We start from the raw sequence: 21,211 nt of genomic DNA on the forward strand, positions 1-21,211 counted from the left end.
GGCTTAGGGACGGATCGGCATCGACCCGCCTGCGAATAAGACTGCGAGCGGATTTTGCTCCGCCCTGCCTCAAATGAAAAGGGCGCGCGGTGCTGCGCGCCCTCATCGGTGTGCAGAGTTTGCGGCGTTACTTCGCCGCAGGATTGGCGGCAGGCGCCGCGTTTTCCAGCTTCTGGCGGGCTTCCGCCGCGCGCTTCTGAAGCTCTTCCTGCAATTTCTTCTGCGTTTCCTCGAACACCTTCGGATCGGTCGGCGGACCGTCGTAGGCCTTCGCGAACTCGGCGAGCGGCAGCGCCAGCGTCAGCGGCGCGCCATTGGCGTTGATCGCCTGAACCACGAGGTTCTGGCCCTTCTTCATGTTGGCGAGCAGTTCGGGCGTCACTTCGTAATCCGACATACAGCCGTTGGCGAAGCAGATCACGTAAGGGCTCTGCGCCGGTGCGTTCTGGTCGACGATGATGCGAGTGCCGTGAACGAGCTGCATGCCGAGCGGCAGCGTGACGCGCAGCAGCTTCTTCGGTTCGCCTTCCGGCTCGATGATGACGGCGGCGACGACGGGCTGGCCGGATTCGATGCGGCCGTCCTTGCCGGTAAAGCAGACCTGCTTGGCGTTAGCGTCCTGGCCCTTCATGCAGAACTTGGTCCAGGGCTGATAGATCAACTGAACCTGCTGGTCCGCCGGAGCCTGCTGCGGCGCGCCGGCGGGAGCCTGAGCGGCAGGAGCTGGTGCTTTGGGAGCAGCCTTCGGAGCAGCCTTGGGCGCAGCCTTCGGAGCCGGTGCGCCGGGAGCTGGCGCGGGGGTCTGGGCGAAAGCGCCGGAAATGGTCGTGGCAGCCAAAAAGGCACCGGCGGTCATGGCGGCAAACACCCGGCTGCGCGGCGAGGCCTGCGCGGCCAAGATACGGAAATTCATTGCGGAAAACCCTTTCTGAACCTGAACGCCCAGCCCCTCGCGGAAGCGCGAACGCCTGTTTGTTCGGCGGCTGTCTCGGAGCGAATTGAGGCGGTTACGTGACAGATCGCGCATCCAGCCCCTAATTGCCCGCCTTCAATACAACGGCGCGCGAAAAGATCAATGCCGACAGCGATATTTGCCCCGATCGCCGCATATTATCGCGTTCCATCGTGGTAAATTTTGACGTGACCGCAGCCGAATCAAACAGGGTGCCATCCGCGTTGCGCCGCAGCGACCGAGGCCGGGCGTGGCGGCTGTATTGCGCGGTTTTGGCCTCCGTCGGCCTCGCTGCGATGCAGGCTAAGGCCCAGTCGGCGTATCCCGCACCGGTTCCGGCCCACGGCATCGCCATGCATGGCGTCCCGGCCCTGTCCGCCGGCTTTACCCACATGCCCTACGCCAATCCCGACGCGCCGAAAGGCGGCCGGATCATCTTCGGCTTATTGGGTAGTTTCGACAGTCTCAATCCGTTCATCGTGAAAGGGATCGCGGTCCAGCAGATCCGCGGCTATGTCATCGAGAGCCTGATGGCGCGCGGCAACGACGAACCGTTCACGCTCTACGGTCTGCTGGCGCAGAGCGTCGAGACCGATAGCGCGCGCAGCTATGCGACGTTCAAGCTCAACCCACTTGCCCGGTTCTCCGATGGCAAGCCGGTGCTGGCGGAGGACGTGCTGTTCTCTTGGCAGTTGATGCGCGACAAGGGCCGTCCCAATCACCGGTTGTATTACGCCAAGGTCGAAAAAGCCCACGCGCTGGACGACCGCACCGTGCGGTTCGACTTCGGCGGCGCAAACGACCGCGAATTGCCGCTGATCCTCGGGCTGATGCCGGTGTTTCCAAAACACGCCATCGATGTCGCAACCTTCGAGGAGACATCGCTTACCGGCCTCATCGGATCTGGCCCCTACCGGGTCACCGCCGTGCGTGCCGGCCAGAGCGTCACCCTGACGCGCAATCCGGATTACTGGGGGCGCGACCTCCCCTTGAACCGCGGCCTGTGGAATTTCGACGAGGTGCGGCTGGATTACTACCGCGAGGCCAACGGCGCGTTCGAAGCGTTCAAGCGCGGCCTATATGACTTCCGCGTCGAAAACGAACCGCTACGCTGGCACGAAGGTTACAACTTCGCAGCGGTGAAAAGCGGCGAGGTCATACGCGACACGGTCAAACCCGGCACGCCGCAACCGTCGGAATATCTCGTCTTCAACAGCCGCAGGCCGATGTTCGCGGACATCCGCGTCCGTCAGGCGCTGACCCTGCTGTTCGATTTCGAATGGATCAACCGCAACTATTTCTTTGGCCTGTACGGCCGTTCGGCGGGATACTTCGCTGGCTCGGAACTGTCCGCCTACATGCGCCCGGCGGACGCGCGGGAAAAATCGCTGCTCGCGCCCTTCGCTGCCGACATCAAGCCGGACATCATGGACGGCAGCTATCGCCTCCCCGTCACCGACGCATCGGGCCGCGACCGCGCCAACCTGCGCGTGGCATTGGCGCTGCTGGCGCAGGCCGGATACGACCTCGACGGCACCGTACTGCGCCAGCGCGGCAGCCGCGCGCCGCTGACATTCGAGATACTGGTGACGACGCGCGATCAGGAGCGCATCGCGCTGGCCTATCAGCGCGATCTCAAGCGCGCCGGCATTGGCGTCTCCGTGCGCGCGGTGGATGCTGTGCAGTTCGACCAGCGACGCCTCGCCTTCGACTTCGACATGATCCAGATCCGCTGGGACCAGTCGCTGTCGCCCGGCAACGAGCAAGCGTTCTACTGGGGCAGCGCCGCTGCCGATAATCAAGGCACACGCAATTACATGGGAGCGAAATCCCACGCTGTGGACGCCATGATCGCGGCGCTGCTTGAAGCCCGGGAAGAAACCGACTTCGTGCCTGCTGTTCGGGCACTCGACCGTGCCCTGATGTCGGGCTTCTACGCTATCCCGCTTTATAACGCGCAGCAGCAATGGATCGCGCGATGGAATCGGATAGAACGGCCCAAGGCTGCCGCGCTCACCGGCTATCTGCCGGAGACTTGGTGGCAAAAGCCGGGTGCGAAAACCCCGTAAGCGAGACGATGTGAGCGAGCCTTTGCAGACCGCGCCGACCCCATCAGCAGGCTCCTCAGGCACGGCGCTGACGCTGGACGACCTGTTTCGCCGCACGGTGTCGCGCCAGCCCGACGACATTGCGCTGGTCGATCCGCCGAACAAGCAGCGCATCACCGGTGAAACGCCGCTGCAACTGACCTTCGCGCAGGCCGATCAGGCCGTCTCTGCGATTGCCGCCCAGTTTGTCGACTCCGGACTGCCGGCCGGGTCGATTATCGCGATGCAGATGCCCAACACCGTCGAGTTCGCGGTGACGGCGCTGGCCGCCATCCGCGCCGGCCTCGTGGTGGCGCTGCTGCCGCAACTGTGGCGGCAATCGGAATTGACCACTGCGCTGAACAGGATCGGCGCCCGCGCCATCGTCGGCATCGGCCGCATCGAGATCATCGATCACGCCGACCTCACACTGAACGCCGCGGCGGAGGCATTTTCCATCCGCCACGTGTTCGGCTTCGGCAACGATATGCCGGAAGGCATGGCGCCCCTTGCCATCACGACCAGCGGCATGAACGGCTGGCTGCCGCCGGCTCCGCCCGATGCGCGGCGGCCGGCGATCATCACATTCGACGTCACGCCGGATGGCTTTCGCGCGATCCCGCGCAACCATCTGCAACTGATCTCGGGCGGACTTGCGGTCTTCCTCGAAGCCGGACTGCCGCAGGGGGCAAAGCTGCTTTCGGCAATGGCTCCGGCGTCGTTCGCGGCCTTCGCGTCGACGGTGATGACGTGGCTTTTGAGCGGCGGGTCGCTCGCGCTGCATCACCCGGCGGACTTGCCGGTTCTCGAACAGCAGATCGTCGACGGCCCGTGTGACACGCTAATCGCACCCGCCCTGCTGGCGCTGCGGCTGGCGGAGAACGGCACGCTGGCGCGGCCGCAAGCCGCGGTGAAACATGTCGTCGGCCTGTGGCGCACCCCAGACCGCGTGGCGGGGAGCGACAACTGGCAGGACGGCGGCACAACGCTGACCGATGTCTATCTGTTCGGCGAGATCGGCCTGTTCGCCGCCCGCAGACTCGAAGACGGCGCACCCGCTCCCATCGCGCCGGGAGCATTCGGCGCGCCGCGCGGCGCGGCACGTTCGAAATCCATCGGCGAGATCATCGTGACGCCAAAGGCAACCCTGGCCCTACGTGGCGCAATGGTGCCGGTCACCGCCTATCGCCTGCCGTCGGGAGAGTCGCTGATGGAAACGCCTGCTCCCGATTATGTCGATACGGGATATGCCGCGCATCTCGATCGTGCCAAGGGCACCATCGGCATCACTGCGCCGCCGGTCGGCATCGTCGGCGTTGGCGGTTATCGTTTTCTCTCACAGGATCTCGACGAGTGGGCCAGGAGGCTTGCGGCCGGTGCGATGCTGACGGCATTGCCGGATCAGCTGAACGGGTTCCGTCTCGCCGGACGCGCCTCGGACAACCGCCGCGCCCGCGAAGCGCTCGGCGAACTGGGGCTTAACCCCCTGATGGTGGAAGCGTTTCGCGACCGATCCAGCTCGACTTAATTTCCGCGATCACATTGACCTGCCATTAAGACCCGAGGCCTAGGATTCCGGCTGGCGCCGGATGCGTTCGGCTGCGCCACAAGTCCACGAGTCGTCAGATCATGTCGCAACAAGGCCCGATCATCACTGTTTCAAATCGGGAAGGTCCTGCGCTTGCAGAGGCTGTTGCGCAGGTGAAGATGTTTCCCCTGATCGATGTCAGCTGGCCGGATGCCGTGGACGCGGTTGGACGGCTGAATCCCGCCGCTCTGCTGGTCAGCGACCTGAAAGAACACATAGCTGCGCTGACCGAGCTCGCAAGCCGGACCGCCCGCGCCGAACCTTACCTGCCCCTGATCGCGCTCGATCCGGGGGCGACGCTGCCGCGAAATGCGATCCCGTTCACGCAGACCGGGCGCAGTCCCGAACGTCTGGTCCACCGCCTCAACGCCGCGCTACGCGTCCGCGCCCTGCACGCCACGCTGATCCGGCGCCTGTCCAACAACCGCACCGCGACGCGAATGCCAACCAACGATCCACTCGACGACGCCACCGTGTTGCTGCTCGGCCGCGGCTCATCCTATCCGGCGCTGTCGGTTGCGCTCGGCCAGCAGATGGGCGTGATCGGCGCGCTGAGCATCGAAGCCGCCGCCAAACATCTCAACGCGCGCGAACTCGACGGCATCATTGTCGGCGACGGTTTCACCCTTCGCGTGCTCGATGCCTTCCTGACCGTACTTTCGGAAGACTCGCGCTTCCGCAACCTTCCGGTGGTGGTTGCAAGTCCCCCGGGACTAATCGCCGATTACGACCTGCCGAACCTTGAAATCGTCAGCGGTGAACCGCGCATGGTCGCCGCGCACGCCGTTCCGCTGATCCGCCAGCAGGCGCTGGAGGCCCGCATTGGCCGTGCGCTCAAATCAATCGACGTCGGCGGCCTGCTCGATCCCCGCACCGGACTGCTGACCAACGAAGCCTTCAACCGCGACTTCGAGACCGCCGTCACCGAGACCCAGGCGCGCGGCGCGGGATTGTCGGTCGCCCGCATATCCTTTGCTCGCGGCCAGACCTCCGAACGCATGCGCCTCGACGCCGCGCGCATTCTTAGCCGGCTGATGCGGCGGATGGACTTCGCCACCCTCGACGACACGGGCGCGATCATCGTGGTGTTTGCGGAAACCGACCTGCGCAACGCGCACATGATCGCGCGGCGGCTCGGCAGTGTGCTGAAGCACACCATGTACAGCGAGAAGCGCGACCAGCGACTCGATCCGCAGGTCGCTATCGCGACCATGATGCCGGGCGATACCGCCTCGACAATCTTTGCCCGCCTCTACACGGACCCCCATCGCGCGGCGTCGTGACAGGTTCATTTACAGTTTGATTTCGACCGGAACAATCGAGCCGGTCTCGCATTGACGAGCCTCTTGTTCCATTGGAGGCTACCATGAAGAAATTTGCACTCATCGGCGCAGCGCTCGCCGTCCTCACCACCCCCGCTTTCGCCCAATCCACAAGCGGAACCGCTCCCGCCGAGGCGAAGTTCTCGACCGTTGCGAAGGACGAGATGTTCAGCTCGAAGCTCAAGGGCCTGAACGTCTATAATCAGAAGGACGAAAAGGTCGGCGAAATCACCGATCTCGCTATCGGCAAGGGCGAACAGATCCAGGCCATGATCCTGTCCGTCGGCGGATTCCTCGGCATGGGCGAGCGCTATGTCGCCGTGTCGCCGTCGTCCGTCCGCGTCAGCTACAACAAGGACAAGGACACTTGGAGCGCGAAGATGAACACCACCAAGGAGGCGCTCAAGGCTGCGCCTGAGTTCAAGTATCCGAAGTAAGAAGCAAATCTCCGTTCATTCCCGCTGTGCGGGAATGAACGGTGGAGAATGACTACGCCGCCTTCTTACCCTCGGCGAGATTGGCGAGATCGCGCAGGATCGTTGTCGTGCCTTCGACACGCTCGTCCGCCGTCTCCCATTCCTGGAAGAACACCACCTTCATGTCGGGCCTCACCTTCGCGGCTTTGCCGTGGCGGCTGATGAAGAACATCAGCTTGTCTGGGTGTGCGAAGGAATTGTCGCGGAACGAAATGACCGCGCCTTTCGGTCCGGCATCCACCTTCTCGATGTTGGCGCGGCGGCAGTAGGCCTTGATCGCCGCGATCTGGAACAGGTAGCGCACCTCGTCCGGCAATGGGCCGAACCGGTCGCGCAGTTCCGCGCCGAAATTCACGATCTCGTCGTCGGTCTCAAGATCCGCAAGACGGCGATACAACGACAGCCGGATCGACAGGTCGGCCACATAGTCTTCCGGAATCAGCACCGGCATGCCCAGCGTGATCTGCGGCGACCAGCGATCCGCGACCGGCTCGGAAATCCCGGCCTTGAGCGACAGGATCGCCTCTTCCAGCATGGACTGATACAGTTCGAACCCGACTTCCTTGATGTGGCCGGACTGTTCCTCGCCCAAGAGGTTGCCCGCGCCGCGGATGTCGAGATCGTGCGACGCCAACTGGAAGCCCGCGCCGAGGTTTTCCAGCGACTGCAGCACCTTCAGGCGGCGCTCGGCCTGCGCGGTGATCTTGTGCGTGGACGGCAGCGTGAACAGCGCGTAAGCGCGCAGCTTCGAGCGCCCCACCCGGCCGCGCAACTGATAGAGCTGCGCGAGACCGAACATGTCGGCGCGATGCACAATCAGCGTGTTGGCGGACGGAATATCGAGGCCGGATTCCACGATCGTGGTCGAGAGCAGGATATCGTACTTGCCATCGTAGAACGCGGACATGATGTCCTCGATTACTGTCGGCGGCATCTGGCCGTGCGCGACTGCGACCTTCATTTCCGGCACATGCTTGTCGAGGAAGTCCTTGGCCTCGGCGAGATACTCGATGCGCGGGCAGACATAGAACGCCTGACCGCCGCGATACCGCTCGCGCAGCAGCGCCTCGCGGATCATCAGCGGGTCGTGCGGCGCAATAAACGTGCGCACCGCAAGGCGATCCACCGGCGGCGAGGCGATGATCGACAGTTCGCGCACGCCCGTGAGCGCCAGTTGCAGCGTGCGCGGGATCGGCGTCGCCGATAGCGTCAGAACATGCACTTCCGCGCGTAACTGCTTCAGCCGCTCCTTGTGCGACACGCCGAAGTGCTGCTCCTCGTCCACGATCAAGAGACCGAGGTCCTTGAACTTGATGCTCTTGCCAAGCAGCGCGTGGGTGCCGACGATAATGTCGATCTTGCCTTCGGCCAGATCCTTCTTCACCTGCGTCATCTGCTTCGGTGCGACGAGGCGCGAGGCCTGCGCCACATTGACCGGGAAGCCCTTGAAGCGTTCGGTGAACGTCTTGGTGTGCTGCCGCGCTAGCAGTGTGGTTGGCACAACGACGGCGACCTGCTTGCCGTCCAGCGCGACGGCAAACGCCGCGCGCAGCGCTACCTCCGTCTTGCCGAAACCGACGTCGCCGCAGACCAGACGGTCCATCGGACGTCCGGCGTCGAGGTCGTGCAGCGCCGCGTTGATCGCGCCGAGTTGGTCCTCGGTCTCCTCATAGGGGAACCGCGCGCAGAATTCGTCATACGTCCCTTGGTGAACCGGGAATTTCGGCGCGACATGGACATGCCGCTCGGCGGCGATCTTGATCAGGTCCCCGGCAATTTCGCGAATCCGGTTCTTGAGCTTGGCCTTGCGCGCCTGCCATCCGCCGCCGCCCAGCCTGTCGAGTTCGACGTTGGAATGGTCGGAGCCGTAGCGTGACAGCAGTTCGATGTTCTCGACCGGCAGAAACAGCTTGGTGTCGTTGGCATAGTGCAGTTCGAGACAGTCGTGTGGCGCGCCGCCAACCTGAAGCGTCTGCAAGCCGACGAAACGGCCAATACCATGTTCGACATGCACCACCAGATCGCCGGTGGCAAGCGACGTTACCTCCGAGATGAAGTTCTCGAGCTTGCGCGTCGCTTTGCGCGGCCGCACCAGACGGTCGCCGAGAATGTCCTGCTCGGTAATGAGTGCAGTGGTCTCGGTCTCGAAACCGGATTCTAGGCCGATCACCGCCAGCATGGTCTCGTTGCGTGGCGTCGCCTGCACAGCGCGCCACGAATTGACGCTGGTGATGTTGAGCAGCTTATGGTCCTTCAGCATCGAGGCCATGCGGTCGCGCGAGCCTTCCGACCACAGCGCCACAACCACCTTCTTGCGCGCGGCCTGCAGGCCGTTGACATGCGCCACCACGCTTTCGAACACGTTGACCTTGGTGTCGGCGCGCTCTGGCGCGAAGTCGCGGCCCTGCCGCGCATCGATGTCGATCACGCCCTCGCCGTCCGGCAGCGCGAACGGCGTCAGCCGCGCCAACGAACTGTGGCTCAACAGCGATGTCCACTCCGCGTCGGTAAGATACAGCTTGTCCGGTGGCAGCGGCTTGTAGATCGCGCCGCCGCCCGGCGTATCCATCACCTCGCGCCGCGCCTCGTAATAATCGTTGATCTGGGTGAAGCGCTCGCGCGCGGCGTCGTCGGCCTGATGCTCCAACACAACGGGGGCACCGCCGAGATAATCGAACAGCGTGTCCATCCGCTCCTGGAACAGCGGCAGCCAGTGCTCCATGCCGGGATGGCGGCGGCCTTCGCTCACCGCCTCGTACAGCATGTCGTCGCGTTCCGGCGCGCCGAACTGCGCGACATAGCCCATGCGGAAACGCTTGATGGTTTCGGTGACAAGCTGGAATTCCGACACCGGCACCAAATCGAGTCCGCGCATGTCGAGCAGCGTGCGCTGGGACTCCGCGTCAAAGGTGCGGATCGATTCCAGCGTATCGCCAAAGAAATCAAATCGCACCGGCTGGTCGAGCCCGGCCGGAAACAGATCGAGGATACCGCCGCGCACGGCATATTCGCCGGGCTCGCGCACCGTCGAGGTGCGGTTGTAGCCGTTGTGCTCGAGCCAAGCCGCGATGTTGTCCATCGCCACGCGATGTCCCGGCGCGACAGACAACGCTTGCGCCGCGACATTATCCCGCGCGGGCACGCGCTGCACGATGGCGTTGACCGTAGTCAGCACGATCAGTGGCCTCTCGCTGCCTTGCAGTCGTGACAGCCGTGCCAGGGTCGTGAGACGCTGCGCCAGAATGCCCCCGTGCGGCGAGACGCGATCATAGGGCTGGCAATCCCATGCCGGAAACTGCATCACGGCGAGATCTGGCGCGAAGAATTCCAGTGCCCGCGCCAGTTGCGCCATGCGCGGCCCGTCTCGGCACACCATCGCCAGACTCACAGCTGGCGCGTCCTTCTTCGCCGCCACGGCGCGAGCCAGATCCGAGACGACCAGACCTTCCGCACCTTCCGCGACATTGGCCAGCGTCAAGGCGTGGCCGGGCCGCAGCGCCTGCGCCGGAGATTTAACCGGAGCCTTCATCGGTGCTGGCCTGCGGCAACATGCTTTGCGATGTCGACAAAGATGCCGTTGGCATGCTCCGGATCGAGCGGCTTGCCACCGCTGAAAGCGGCATAGAGATCCGGGTCCGGCAGTTCAAGGAGCCCCTCGAGATCGGCCACGGCCGCATCGGACAGTTCCCCGATATGCACATCGGCGAATCCACCGAGGATAAGGTCCATCTCGCGTGTGCCGCGGTGCCAGCAGCGGTAAAGCAAGCGCTTGCGCCGGTCGTCCAGGCCGTCGCTCGATCGTGTCGTTCCCGTCATGTCCCGTATTCTTTCCAACGCCGAAAGCCCGGACATGCCGGGCGAGGTTGATATAGCCATCGGGACTGGCTGTGTCAGCATTTCTCTCGTCTTGCATTCGGGATATGCAAAAGCAGCCCTCCAACGAGTCGCCGCATGCGCCCTGCACTGCTCAATCCGCTGTTCGCGCCCGTGACGAGCCTCACAGGCGTGGGGCCGAAACAAGACAAGATGTTTCGCTATCTGCTCGCGCGCGCGGAGACGCCGCGACTGGTGGACCTGCTGTTGCATCTGCCCACGAACGTGATCGACCGCCGCGCGCGGCCGAAAATCCGCGATGCCGTTCCGGGAACCGTGGTCACCCTCGAAGTGACCATCGACCGTCATCGTCCCGCACCGCCAGGCCGTTCCAAGGCGCCGCATCTGGTTTATGCCAACGACGAAACCGGCGACGTTGTCCTCACCTATTTCCGCGCCAAGCCCGACTACATCGAGAAGCTGCTGCCGAAGGGCGAGAAGCGTTTCGTCTCCGGCACCGCGCAGATGTTCGACGGCACCTTGCAGATCGTGCATCCCGACCGCGTGGTGGACGAAGAAGGTCTCGCCAAGCTGCCGCAGATCGACACCGTCTATCCGCTGACCGAAGGCCTCGCCATCGGCTCGATCCGCCGCGCCATGACGCAAGCACTCGCGAAATTACCCGACTTGCCGGAATGGATCAGCCCCGAAGTGCTGCGGCGCTGTTCGTTCCCGCCGATTGCCGAAGCGTTACATCGGGTTCACGAGCCAAAAGAACTCACCGACATCCTGCCGCAAAATCCATTCTGGTCGCGGCTCGCTTTCGACGAACTGCTGGCGGGACAATTGGCGCTGGCGCTGGTGCGCGCGCAGTTACGCCGGCCCGCCGGCGTGCGCAACGCCGGCGACGGGCATCTGCGGCACAAGATCATCGATGCGCTGCCCTACGCGCTGACCACCTCACAGCAGGACGCCGCCAAAGCCATCGCAGACGATCTCAACCAGCCGGTGCGGATGCTGCGGCTGCTGCAGGGCGACGTCGGCTCCGGCAAGACCGTGGTAGCGCTGCTTGCCGCCGCGGCCGTGGCGGAAACCGGCAAGCAGACCGCACTGATGGCGCCAACGGAAATTCTCGCGCGCCAGCATATCAAGACCATCGCGCCGCTGGCCGAACGCGCCGGGATGCGCATTGCCATTCTCACCGGCCGCGAGAAAGGCAAGGAGCGCCGCGACATCATTGAACGGCTCGCGGATGGCGAGATCGATCTTCTGGTCGGCACCCACGCGCTGATTCAGGACGATGTAATCTTCAAGGCGCTGGCGCTCGCCGTTGTCGATGAGCAGCACCGCTTCGGCGTGCGTGAGCGGCTGGCACTGACTGAAAAAGGCGAGGCCGTCGATGTGCTGGTGTTGAGCGCCACGCCGATCCCGCGCACGCTGGTTCTCACATACTTCGGCGACATGGATATTTCCGAACTGCGCGAAAAACCCGCGGGCCGCCAGCCGATCGACACCCGCGCGGTGGCGGATAGCCGCACCGGCGAGATCATCGACGCGGTGGGCCGCGCCATCAAGGACGGCAAGCTGGTCTACTGGATCTGTCCGCTGGTGGAGGAATCCGAGGCCGAAGGTATTGAGCACCTGACCAACGCGACCAGACGCTTCGAGATTTTGCAAAAGCGTTTCGGCGACCGCGTCGGCTTGGTCCATGGCCAGATGAAAGGCACCGAGAAGGATCGCGTCATGGCGCAGTTCGCCGCCGGCGAGATTCAGGTCCTGGTGGCGACCACCGTGGTTGAGGTCGGCGTCGATGTTCCGCAGGCGACCATCATGGTGATCGAGAACGCGGAACGCTTTGGCCTCGCACAGTTACATCAGTTGCGCGGCCGCATCGGCCGGGGTTCCGAAGCTTCGACCTGCCTGCTGCTCTACCACGAGCCGTTGACGGAAATGTCGGCAGCGCGGCTAAGGGTGATCCGCGAAACCACCGACGGTTTCCGCATCGCCGAGGAAGATTTGCGTTTGCGCGGCGAAGGCGAAGTGCTCGGCACCCGTCAGAGCGGCCTGCCCGGCTACCGCATCGCCCGGCCCGAGGTTCACGCCCAACTGATCGCGCAGGCGCGCGACGAAGCCGTGCGGATCATGCAGGACAATCCAAAGCTCAAGGGCGAGCGCGGCGAAGCGCTGCGCTGTTTGCTCTATCTCTATGAGCGGGATGAAGCCCTGCCGCTGATCGGAGCCGGATAGCGTCCGGCCTATCCCGGAAGCCTTGCCAACAGAACACGCCCTATGGTCCAGAGCGCGCTCGGAAGCGTGGGCGCACCGATCGCTGTGATGGCCAATATGCTCAGCACGAGATTAGCGATCCACCATCCCCACTGGGGCGTCCGAAATCCCAAGCCTGAACAAGCGACGTTTACGAAGAATGCCGCGTAAGCCACAATAACCGACAGCGATGTACCGCCATAGCCTGCGATCCGCAATTCCGTCACGGCCGTCACCAGAACGCTGATCAGAACAACCGTCCAGACCAGCGATCGCGTCGTTAAACTGGACATTCGTGCCGCCCCGCCCGCTATTCGACCTTCGCGGCAGTGGGCGATTGGGACGCCGTCGCGACGCGCGCGGCATTGGCCATCTCGGCCAGCGCATTGACTTTCTTCTGCGCATCGCCGCCGGGCTGCACCACGCCCGCGGACATGATCAGCGTCGCGGCATCCTCGGCGCTCATGTCGACATCGATGATCTTGCTCTTCGGCACGTAGAAAAAGAAACCCGTGGTCGGGTTCGGCGCACACGGCAGAAACACCGAGATGAACTCTTCCTTGCCGGGCAGGCTCGACGCGATCTCAACGCTTGGCGGCTGCGAGATCAGCACGATCGACCACATCCCCGGCGACGGGAATTCCACTAGACCGACGCGGCGGAAGCTCGAGCCCTTGCCCGAGAACAGCGTCTCGAATACCTGCTTGAGGCCGCGATAGATCGCACGCACCACCGGCATCCGGCCGAGCAGCGCCTCTCCCAGATCGACCAGGGTACGCCCGATCAGGTTGGCGGTGAGAAATCCGAGCAGCGTCAGGCCGACGACGGCGACGATCAACCCGGACCCCGGCAAACCGAACGGTAGATAGGTCTCCGGCCGGTACACCAGCGGAACGAACGGCCGGACAATACCGTCCACCCAGGTCACGAACCACCATGTCAGGTAGAACGTGATCGCGATGGGTCCTGCGACGATCAGACCCGTCAGGAAGTACGCGCGCAGCCGCGCCATCACGCCGCGCGGCGTTTCAGGCGGCGGACTGACCGGCAAGTCTTCGGGTATCATGGGCGGCGGATTTTCGTTCATCGTCGAACCGAACCATCCTCATTCAATATGTTGGAACAGCATCGCAAATCATTGCGACACCACTGTATCAGACTTTTCCGGACGCGAACGGCCCGCGCTGCGACCGATTGTCAGTTCCGGCAGCGGCCTACTCGACCGTCACCGACTTCGCGAGGTTCCGGGGCTGGTCGACATCGGTGCCCATCACGACAGCCGTATGATAGGCCAGCAACTGCACGGGGATGGCATAGACCAACGGCGTCACGGCAGCAGGCATGTCCGGCAGGATAATCGTCACCAGCGACTCGACGGTGGCTTCCTTCGCCCCCTGCGCGTCGGTCATCAGAATGATCCGGCCGCCGCGCGCCGCGACCTCCTGCATGTTCGAAACCGTCTTCTCGAACACGCGGTCATGAGGAGCGATCACCACGACCGGCATCTTCTCGTCAATCAGCGCGATCGGACCGTGCTTGAGTTCGCCGGCCGCATAACCTTCCGCATGAATATAGGAAATTTCCTTGAGCTTCAGCGCGCCTTCCAGCGCCAGCGGATAGTTGGTGCCGCGGCCGAGATAAAGCACGTCCTGGCTCTTGGCGATATCACGCGCCAGCTTTTCGATCTGCGGTTCGAGCGCGAGCGCTTCCGTCATCAGGCGCGGCACTTCAATCAGGCCGTGCACCAGCTTCGCCTCGTCGCTTTCCGACAGTTCGCCGCGCGCCCTGCCCGCCGCGATGGCCAGCGCTGCGAGCGCCGCTAACTGACAGGTGAACGCCTTGGTCGAAGCAACGCCGATTTCCGGCCCGGCCAATGTCGGCAGCACCGTCTCGCTTTCACGCGCGATGGTGGATGTCGGTACGTTCACGATGGAAACAGTATGGAGTCCCTGCGACTTGGCATAGCGCAGCGCAGCCAGCGTGTCCGCGGTCTCGCCGGACTGCGAAATGAAGATAGCGAGATCGCCCTTGCGCAGCGGCGCTTCGCGGTAACGAAACTCCGAGGCGACATCGAGCTCGACTGGCAACCGCGCAAAGCGCTCGAACCAGTATTTCGAGACAAAGCCCGCATAGCTCGCAGTGCCGCATGCCGTGATCGACACCCGCTGGATAGCGGAGAAGTCGAACGGCAGCTTCACCGGCAGCGCCACGCGCTCGGTGGCCATGTCGATGTAATGCGCCAGCGTATGACCGACGACTTCGGGCTGCTCGTGAATTTCCTTCGCCATGAAGTGGCGATAGTTGGCCTTGTCGACCAGCGCGCTTGCGGTGTTGTGCTTGATGATCTCGCGTTCGACCACCGCGTTTTTGTCGTCGTAGACGGTGGCGTCACTGCGCGACAGCACCACCCAGTCGCCGTCGTCGAGATAGCTGATGGTGTCGGTAAAGGGTCCGAGCGCGATGGCGTCGGAGCCGAGATACATCTCGCCCTCGCCATAGCCGACCGCGAGCGGCGAGCCCTTGCGCGCGCCGATCATCAGGTTCTCTTCGCCCTTGAAGATGAAGGCCAGCGCGAACGCGCCGTGCAGCAGCGGCAGCGTCGCCTTCACCGCGTTCGCGGGCGTCATGCCCTTGGCGAGATACGAACTGACGAGATGCGCGACGACCTCGGTATCGGTCTCGCTGGAAAACTTCGCGCCTTCGGATTCCAGTTTCGCGCGCAGCTCGCGGAAATTCTCGATGATGCCGTTGTGAACGACAGCGACCCTGTCGGTCGCATGGGGATGTGCATTGTTCTCGGTCGGCTTGCCATGGGTCGCCCAGCGCGTGTGGCCGATCCCGGTGTGTCCCGCCAGCGGCGATGTCTTCAGCACGGCTTCGAGATTCTTCAGCTTGCCCTTGGCGCGGCGGCGATCGAGCTGCATACCTTCAAGCGTGGCGACGCCCGCGGAGTCGTAGCCGCGATATTCGAGACGCTTGAGGGAGTCGACCAGTTGCTCCGCAACCGGTCCGCGTCCGAGAATTCCTACAATTCCGCACATGCGGTTCGATGTCTCCAGCCCGCCCGAATGCGGCCTTGTGTAGCGAGGAATAACACAATCCCGCCTCAACAATTGTTGCGGATTGAGACAGGGTAAACCGTTAACGAAATCAGCGTGGTAAGCGGGAGTGCCTTACTTCGGACTTTTAGGCTTCCGATTGAGCATTTTCATGTCACGAAAGCGTTTTGCCCAGCCTGGCCGGAGGGCCTGTTCGGCCCGTTCGACGGCCAGCGCATCGTCCGGCACATCCTTGCTGATGACCGAACCCGAGCCGATATACGCTCCCGTGCCGATCCTGACCGGTGCCACCAGCGACGAATTCGAGCCGACGAACGCGCCGGCGCCGATCTCGGTGCGGTGCTTGTCGAAGCCGTCGTAGTTGCAGGTGATAGTGCCCGCACCGATATTGGCGTTCTCGCCGATATGGGTGTCGCCGATATAGGTCAGGTGATTGACCTTCACGCCGGCATCCAGATCGGCGGCTTTGGTTTCGACGAAGTTGCCGATCCGGACGCCCTCGCCCAGCACGGTGCCCGGCCGCAGCCGCGCATAAGGACCGATGGATGCGTTCCTGCCGATGCGCGCGCCGACGATGTTCGAAAACGAATGAATCACCGTGCCGTCGTCGATCGATACACCAGGCCCGATCACTACGAAGGGCTCGACGGTGACGTCCTTGCCGAACGTCGTATCGGCTGCGAGAAAAACCGTTTCCGGCGCGATCAGCGTGACGCCGGCGTCGAGCGCCGCCTGCCGCAGTTTGCGCTGCATCACCTGCTCGGCTTCGGCCAGCTGGGCCTTGGTGTTGATTCCGCGCACTTCGTCCTCATCGGTTTCGATCACCGCCGCACGCAGGCCAAGCTCGCGCACGATGGTCACCGCATCGGTCAGATAGTATTCGCATTTGCTATTGCCATTGCCGATCCGGTCGAGAATCTTCAGCGCGGTCTTGCCCGCAAAAGCCATCACGCCCGCATTGCAGAGGGTCACGGCGCGCTCGACCTCGTTGGCATCGGCCTGCTCGCGGATCGCAATGAGTTCGCTACCTTCCACAAGCAACCGTCCATAGCCGGTCGGGTCGGCCGCGCGGAATCCCAGAACCGCCAGCGCCGCGCCGTCTCTCAATGCCGTGCGCAATCGCTCGAAGGTGCGTTTGTCAATCAGCGGTGTATCGCCGAACGCGATCAGGATGTCGTCCGCACCCGATGCGATGGCTTCGCGCGCAGCCAGCACCGCATGCGCGGTGCCGAGCCGCTCGTGCTGCACGTACGTCTTCGCCTCGGGGCGTGCGCGCTTGATCTCATCGACCACCACCTGATGATCCGGACCGACCACCACCGCAATCGCATCGTTCTTGTCATCCGGCGCAGCAGCCAGCACATGGGCGATCAATGGCCGACCCGCCACGGGATGCAGCACCTTGGGCAGGCTGGAGCGCATCCGCGTTCCTTCGCCGGCCGCGAGCACAATAGTGAGTGTTGATCTGCTGCTCATGCCTTCTCCTGTGGAGCGGTCTTACCCGAGAGAAGCAGGCGACAAAAGTGTTTTGGATGCCTCCGGATGCGCGCATACGGCCCCGGTTCTGTTAATCTTTCTCCAATGATTCGCGGGGCTACGGGAGGGGCCGACGCACCATGGCCAAGGATCGCAACCAATTCCGTGACGATCTGCCGGACGACGATGGAGCCGGCTGGATCAATCGTTTCCTTGCGGAGGAGGATGAATTCGACGGGCGCTCGATGTGGCGTCTGGCGTCCTGGGGCGCGGGTTCGGTGGCGGCCCTGGTGGTCGCGATCCTCGCAACACGTTCGCCGGCAGCGATCAACCGGGATCAAACGGCGGCGGCAGAACTCGCGCGGCAATCCCAGCAGGTGCAGTGGATCGCAAAGGAAAGCCAGAACAAGGCGCGTGAACTTGCGGCGGCGGTCGAAGTCCTCAACGCCGACCGCGACCGGCTGTATACACGCGTGACCGTCCTTGAGCAGGGCTTGGACTCGGTAACCGGCGCACTATCCCGGCAGCCTGAGCCCGCGACAACCGCGCAGCCGACGCCACCTTCGGCTTTGGCCGCCACACCAGTATCACCTGTACCATCGGCCGAGGCCGATCCGATCGGTCCTTCGCGGCCATCCGAAACCCGTGCCGCAGAGACAAAAGCCGAGCCCCCCGCGCCGCTTCCCAAGATTGCGCCCGTCGCTACTGTCGCCGCGGCAACTCCGCCCGCGCCCGCCAAACCCGCCGAGCAGAGAGCAGAGACGCCTGCCACCGATGAATCGGCTGCGCCAACGGTAACCGCTGCTATACCGCCAGATCCGGCAACCAGTGACCTGCCTTCGGCCGGCATCGTGCGCCGCACCGAATTCGGCGTCGATCTCGGCACAGCCAAATCCATCGAGGGCCTTCGCGCGGTGTGGCGTGGCGCAATCAAGACCAACGCGCAGCATCTCGCGTCACTGCAACCCATCATTGTCGTGAAGGAGCGGACCGACGGTCTGAGAATGCAGCTCCGGCTGGTTGCGGGGCCGCTGGCGGATGCCGCCGAAGCTGCAAAAATCTGCGCTGGTCTCCTGACCGAAAGCAACCGCGCCTGCGAGACGTCGGTCTATGAGGGCCAGCGCTTGAGCCTGAGCAGCGAAAAGCCCGTAACCGAAAAGGAAAAGGCCACAGCCGAAGAACGTCCGGTACAGCGTCCGAAACGGCGCAGCCGGTCGCGGGGAGAAGCTGCGGAAGAAAAACCAAAAACCTCCTCATTCAGTTCATTTTTCGGCGGCCGATAGCCGCGGTTCGCGCGGATTCGCCTGTGAGGTTTGGGTTGTATCGCCGTTCGATCCGAACCATATTCGACGCATGAAAAAAGAGCCGTTCAGACTGACGCCCTATCAGGTCCAATGGATTCTGATCGTGGGATTTCTCACCATCGGATACGCCCTCTACCTGCGCTACATGGCGATCGAATTTGCGCAGGTCAGGCTCGAATGCGAGGCGGGATTGCAGACGATGCTGTGCAAGACACGGCTGCTCATGACCTACCTGTTCAAGCACTACGTGTTCGGAATAGCCGCGCTGATCATCGCGCTGCTGCATGTGATCCGCCCATCGATCGTCACCCTCACCGCAGGGCTGGTGGCAGCGTGCTTCGGGATCGTGCTCTACAATATCGGCCTGTCGGGCGTTGCGATCGCGCTGCTTATCCTGGGGTTCGCACGACCCGCGCCCGCGACAGCGTAAGCGCCAGCAGCAGATACAACCCACAGGTCCAGAGCGACTGCCAGTTGGCCGGTCCCTCGTTGAAGCCGACATAGATCGCCGACAGCGCAAGCGTAACAGCAAAGACTGATTCGGTGATCGGACGCGCGCCGGTCGTTGGCCTGTTGAGCGCCGTCAGCAGCAGGAATGGCACGATCGCCATGGTCAGCGCCGCGAACTGGAAATCACGGTAACGGGGATCGAACACGAACCCGAGCGCCGTCTGGGTTGCCAGCGCCGTCGTGACAAGCAGTACAATTCCGAGAATGGTCTGCATGCGGGAGCCGGTGCGATAACCGCTCGGCCCGAGAAGCTCGAGGAATGTCGGAAGCCCGCGGCCGTACATCACCGTATTGGCGACGACCAGCGGCGACAGGATTGCGGCTCCGAACAGCAGGATGCCAACGGTCCAGCCGCCGATGCCAAGGCTTTCCACCACCATCTTGTCGTACGCCACACCGAGCAGCGCGCCGCCAGCGGTGGCGCAGATCGCCACCGTCAGCCATGAACTCAATCGGGGCGACCAGGGCCTGCGGCGCAGGGTCAACAGCGCCACGCCGAAGACAAGCGCGGAGAAGATCATGCCGGCGGCGGCGTAGATCTTCGCGCGCGGGAAATTGGTGATCGGTTCGCCCGCAGGATATTTCAGCGCACGGTCGCCGTTCGCGTCGAACAATCCCCAGTGACCGCCGACGGTCCCTTCCCACATCCGCTTCCAAGGCTGATCGTAGGCCTCGATCAGATTGACGCGAAATTTCTGCTCCCGCGCCATCTGGAGAATTTCAGACACCACGCGGGCCTGATTGGCACGGGAGGGCAATGCCCCCTCCCGCATGCGGCCAGCGCTCGGCCAACCGGTCTCGCCGATCAGGATTTCCTTGTTCGGAAATGCCACCGCCATCCGCTTGCGGATTGAATCCACATGATTGGCGGCGTAGCGCGCCCGAATCGGAAAGTCCTCCCAGTACGGTAGGATATGGATGGTGACGAAATCCACTGCGTCGTAAACATCGCGGTTCTTGAGCCAGAATTCCCAAACGTCCGCGTAGGTGACCTGCATTGGGCCGACCTTGGACTTCACGTAGCGGATGTTCGCTACCAGATCGGCCGCCGTCATTTCACCGCGTAGCAGAACCTCATTGCCGACGATGAAGGCGGTAACGGTGCCCGGATATTTCTTGGCTAGCGCAATACCGGTTTCCATCTGGGTCTTGTTGTCGGTGCGATTGGTGCCAATCCAGACACCGAGCATCACCTTGAGGCCAGCCTTTTCCGCGAGCTCAGGCACCCGGTCCAGCCCGTTGCCGACAGAATAGGTACGAATGCAGCCGGTGACCTTGGCGAGCTGCGCAAAGTCCTCTGCCATCTGTTCGGCAGCAATCACCAGTCCCGGCTCGAGCGGGTTCTGGGCTCCCCGGAACGGGGCATAGGAGACACATTCGAGCTTGGCGGCAGGGTCAATCGGCGCGCGCGCCAAGATGATCGGCGTGGCCAGCCACCACCACACCGCGGCAATCGCACTCAGGGAAATGACGAGAAGGGCCAGCGGCGTGCGTAGGGAAATGGGATCCGTCCTCCAGGGAGGCACGTCGATAACCGGTCGCTGACGGTCTGCCAAGACCCCTGCGGGCAGCAGACCCCGGTCTTCTCGTCGCACACGTTCCAAAAAAACGCGCCAGACTTCTGCCTTGCTGGACAAAAACATAAATGTCCTTCATGGGAATCAGGCAGTTGCGGTAAGGCTATCTTCCGCCGCAATAGGAAGGCATCCATGTGGCGCCGCGCTGAGGTGTGCGGCCCACAATCAATTGGGGATTTCATGCGTCGGGTTCGTACCGGGTTTCGAGTTGCAGTTTTTCAGCGCGTCGCCATCCCTGCCCTGGCGCTGTTTATCGGGATCGGCGCCGCGATCGCCCAGAGCGGCGACAGCCGCGCTCAGGACAATGCTCCCAAGCAGCAGGCCACCCCGGGGGATGCTGCCGCCAAGGACAGCCAGCGCAAGGCGGACGAATTCGTCGAAGCCGCGCAGGCGATCAATGGCCCTGCCGGAAATCCCGAATGCGTCTGGCTTGGCCGGCGCGTCGTCGGGCTGATGTGGCGCGACGATCTCGATACGGCCTTCCGCCATCTCGATCTCTATGAGCGTTTCGGATGCCCAGGCGGCCATATCCAGGCGACGTTCCGCTGCGTCGTGCGGTTTGGCGCCACCATCGACCCCAAGGTCGCCGAAACCCTCAACGGCCGCGTCCATGCCTGCTGGATCAATCCCGCCGCCCAGCCGCAGGCCGCCGCTTCCGCGCCCCCGCCAGCCGCTCCGGCGACTGCAACGCCGCCTGTCCCGGCAGCAGCACCCGCGCCGGCTGCACCAGCGAAATAAGCCGGTCGCGGTTTCACCAGACCGGAACGAATCGGCTTAATTTC

The 21,211-nt window shown here is 63.4% G+C and carries 16 protein-coding genes; 8 read left to right on the plus strand and 8 right to left on the minus strand.

All coding sequences use genetic code 11. The annotated features are described in order from the left end of the window. Nucleotides 1-127: 127 nt before the first annotated feature. Nucleotides 128-913: an invasion associated locus B family protein gene (locus LVY71_RS12890; protein WP_235100279.1), complete on the minus strand. Its 786-nt coding sequence runs from the start codon at nucleotides 911-913 to the stop codon at nucleotides 128-130. Nucleotides 914-1,305: 392 nt separating this feature from the next. Between LVY71_RS12890 and LVY71_RS12895 the strand changes: the two genes are divergently transcribed. From LVY71_RS12895 to LVY71_RS12910, 4 genes are all read left to right on the plus strand, one after another. Next, nucleotides 1,306-3,021, plus strand: a complete 1,716-nt coding sequence (locus tag LVY71_RS12895; RefSeq protein WP_235101487.1) for an extracellular solute-binding protein — start codon at nucleotides 1,306-1,308, stop codon at nucleotides 3,019-3,021. Nucleotides 3,022-3,043: 22 nt separating this feature from the next. Then, entirely contained in the window at nucleotides 3,044-4,567 is a 1,524-nt protein-coding gene (locus LVY71_RS12900; RefSeq protein WP_235101488.1) for an AMP-binding protein, read from the plus strand. A gap of 101 nt (nucleotides 4,568-4,668) precedes the next feature. Then, a complete protein-coding gene (locus tag LVY71_RS12905; protein WP_235100280.1) occupies nucleotides 4,669-5,910 on the plus strand; it encodes a GGDEF domain-containing protein in 1,242 nt (413 codons plus the stop codon). 83 nt (nucleotides 5,911-5,993) lie between these two features. After that, on the plus strand, nucleotides 5,994-6,386 hold the full coding sequence (locus tag LVY71_RS12910) for a PRC-barrel domain-containing protein (RefSeq protein WP_235100281.1): 393 nt from the start codon (nucleotides 5,994-5,996) through the stop codon (nucleotides 6,384-6,386). A gap of 52 nt (nucleotides 6,387-6,438) precedes the next feature. Here LVY71_RS12910 and mfd read toward each other — a convergent pair whose 3' ends face one another. Both mfd and LVY71_RS12920 read right to left on the minus strand, forming a co-directional pair. After that, nucleotides 6,439-9,954, minus strand: coding sequence for a transcription-repair coupling factor (mfd, locus tag LVY71_RS12915; RefSeq protein ID WP_235100282.1), 3,516 nt, complete (start codon nucleotides 9,952-9,954; stop codon nucleotides 6,439-6,441). Continuing rightward, nucleotides 9,951-10,241: an FAD assembly factor SdhE gene (locus LVY71_RS12920; RefSeq protein WP_235101489.1), complete on the minus strand. Its 291-nt coding sequence runs from the start codon at nucleotides 10,239-10,241 to the stop codon at nucleotides 9,951-9,953. The genes mfd and LVY71_RS12920 overlap by 4 nt, the downstream gene beginning before the upstream one ends. A gap of 135 nt (nucleotides 10,242-10,376) precedes the next feature. Between LVY71_RS12920 and recG the strand changes: the two genes are divergently transcribed. After that, entirely contained in the window at nucleotides 10,377-12,485 is a 2,109-nt protein-coding gene (recG, locus tag LVY71_RS12925; RefSeq protein ID WP_235100283.1) for an ATP-dependent DNA helicase RecG, read from the plus strand. A gap of 8 nt (nucleotides 12,486-12,493) precedes the next feature. Here recG and LVY71_RS12930 read toward each other — a convergent pair whose 3' ends face one another. The 4 genes from LVY71_RS12930 to glmU all read right to left on the minus strand — a co-directional run bounded on the left by LVY71_RS12930 (nucleotide 12,494) and on the right by glmU (nucleotide 17,038). Then, nucleotides 12,494-12,796, minus strand: coding sequence for a hypothetical protein (locus tag LVY71_RS12930; RefSeq protein ID WP_235100284.1), 303 nt, complete (start codon nucleotides 12,794-12,796; stop codon nucleotides 12,494-12,496). 17 nt (nucleotides 12,797-12,813) lie between these two features. Next, nucleotides 12,814-13,590 (minus strand): DUF502 domain-containing protein, encoded by a 777-nt coding sequence (locus LVY71_RS12935; protein WP_235100285.1) that lies wholly within the window; start codon nucleotides 13,588-13,590, stop codon nucleotides 12,814-12,816. 127 nt (nucleotides 13,591-13,717) lie between these two features. Next, a complete protein-coding gene (glmS, locus tag LVY71_RS12940; RefSeq protein ID WP_235100286.1) occupies nucleotides 13,718-15,544 on the minus strand; it encodes a glutamine--fructose-6-phosphate transaminase (isomerizing) in 1,827 nt (608 codons plus the stop codon). 132 nt (nucleotides 15,545-15,676) lie between these two features. Beyond that, nucleotides 15,677-17,038, minus strand: a complete 1,362-nt coding sequence (glmU, locus tag LVY71_RS12945) for a bifunctional UDP-N-acetylglucosamine diphosphorylase/glucosamine-1-phosphate N-acetyltransferase GlmU (protein ID WP_235100287.1) — start codon at nucleotides 17,036-17,038, stop codon at nucleotides 15,677-15,679. Between the two features lie 140 nt (nucleotides 17,039-17,178). On the opposite strand from glmU, the gene LVY71_RS12950 reads away from it, so the two are divergent. After that, nucleotides 17,179-18,321 (plus strand): hypothetical protein, encoded by a 1,143-nt coding sequence (locus tag LVY71_RS12950; RefSeq protein WP_235100288.1) that lies wholly within the window; start codon nucleotides 17,179-17,181, stop codon nucleotides 18,319-18,321. A gap of 70 nt (nucleotides 18,322-18,391) precedes the next feature. Beyond that, complete coding sequence (locus LVY71_RS12955) at nucleotides 18,392-18,772, plus strand: hypothetical protein (RefSeq protein WP_235100289.1); 381 nt, start codon at nucleotides 18,392-18,394, stop codon at nucleotides 18,770-18,772. On the opposite strand, the gene LVY71_RS12960 is transcribed toward LVY71_RS12955, so the two are convergent. Then, nucleotides 18,732-20,267: a glycoside hydrolase family 17 protein gene (locus LVY71_RS12960; RefSeq protein ID WP_502797600.1), complete on the minus strand. Its 1,536-nt coding sequence runs from the start codon at nucleotides 20,265-20,267 to the stop codon at nucleotides 18,732-18,734. The two genes, LVY71_RS12955 and LVY71_RS12960, sit on opposite strands and share 41 nt — an antisense overlap. A gap of 342 nt (nucleotides 20,268-20,609) precedes the next feature. Here LVY71_RS12960 and LVY71_RS12965 point away from each other — a divergent pair, with 342 nt between their 5' ends. Continuing rightward, nucleotides 20,610-21,167, plus strand: coding sequence for a beta-1-3, beta-1-6-glucan biosynthesis protein (locus tag LVY71_RS12965; protein ID WP_235100290.1), 558 nt, complete (start codon nucleotides 20,610-20,612; stop codon nucleotides 21,165-21,167). Nucleotides 21,168-21,211: the final 44 nt, after the last annotated feature.

It is taken from the genome of Bradyrhizobium sp. G127 (genome assembly GCF_021502575.1).
In the GTDB taxonomy this organism is placed as follows: domain Bacteria; phylum Pseudomonadota; class Alphaproteobacteria; order Rhizobiales; family Xanthobacteraceae; genus Afipia.

What these genes read in the sequence shown, in the direction of transcription:
- LVY71_RS12920 (WP_235101489.1), bottom strand. Translation starts at nt 10,241, where the DNA reads ATGACGGGAACGACACGATCGAGCGACGGCCTGGACGACCGGCGCAAG.
- glmS (WP_235100286.1), bottom strand. Translation starts at nt 15,544, where the DNA reads ATGTGCGGAATTGTAGGAATTCTCGGACGCGGACCGGTTGCGGAGCAA.
- recG (WP_235100283.1), top strand. Translation starts at nt 10,377, where the DNA reads ATGCGCCCTGCACTGCTCAATCCGCTGTTCGCGCCCGTGACGAGCCTC.
- LVY71_RS12965 (WP_235100290.1), top strand. Translation starts at nt 20,610, where the DNA reads ATGCGTCGGGTTCGTACCGGGTTTCGAGTTGCAGTTTTTCAGCGCGTC.
- LVY71_RS12955 (WP_235100289.1), top strand. Translation starts at nt 18,392, where the DNA reads ATGAAAAAAGAGCCGTTCAGACTGACGCCCTATCAGGTCCAATGGATT.
- glmU (WP_235100287.1), bottom strand. Translation starts at nt 17,038, where the DNA reads ATGAGCAGCAGATCAACACTCACTATTGTGCTCGCGGCCGGCGAAGGA.
- LVY71_RS12930 (WP_235100284.1), bottom strand. Translation starts at nt 12,796, where the DNA reads ATGTCCAGTTTAACGACGCGATCGCTGGTCTGGACGGTTGTTCTGATC.
- LVY71_RS12950 (WP_235100288.1), top strand. Translation starts at nt 17,179, where the DNA reads ATGGCCAAGGATCGCAACCAATTCCGTGACGATCTGCCGGACGACGAT.
- LVY71_RS12895 (WP_235101487.1), top strand. Translation starts at nt 1,306, where the DNA reads ATGCATGGCGTCCCGGCCCTGTCCGCCGGCTTTACCCACATGCCCTAC.
- mfd (WP_235100282.1), bottom strand. Translation starts at nt 9,954, where the DNA reads ATGAAGGCTCCGGTTAAATCTCCGGCGCAGGCGCTGCGGCCCGGCCAC.
- LVY71_RS12890 (WP_235100279.1), bottom strand. Translation starts at nt 913, where the DNA reads ATGAATTTCCGTATCTTGGCCGCGCAGGCCTCGCCGCGCAGCCGGGTG.
- LVY71_RS12910 (WP_235100281.1), top strand. Translation starts at nt 5,994, where the DNA reads ATGAAGAAATTTGCACTCATCGGCGCAGCGCTCGCCGTCCTCACCACC.
- LVY71_RS12905 (WP_235100280.1), top strand. Translation starts at nt 4,669, where the DNA reads ATGTCGCAACAAGGCCCGATCATCACTGTTTCAAATCGGGAAGGTCCT.
- LVY71_RS12935 (WP_235100285.1), bottom strand. Translation starts at nt 13,590, where the DNA reads ATGAACGAAAATCCGCCGCCCATGATACCCGAAGACTTGCCGGTCAGT.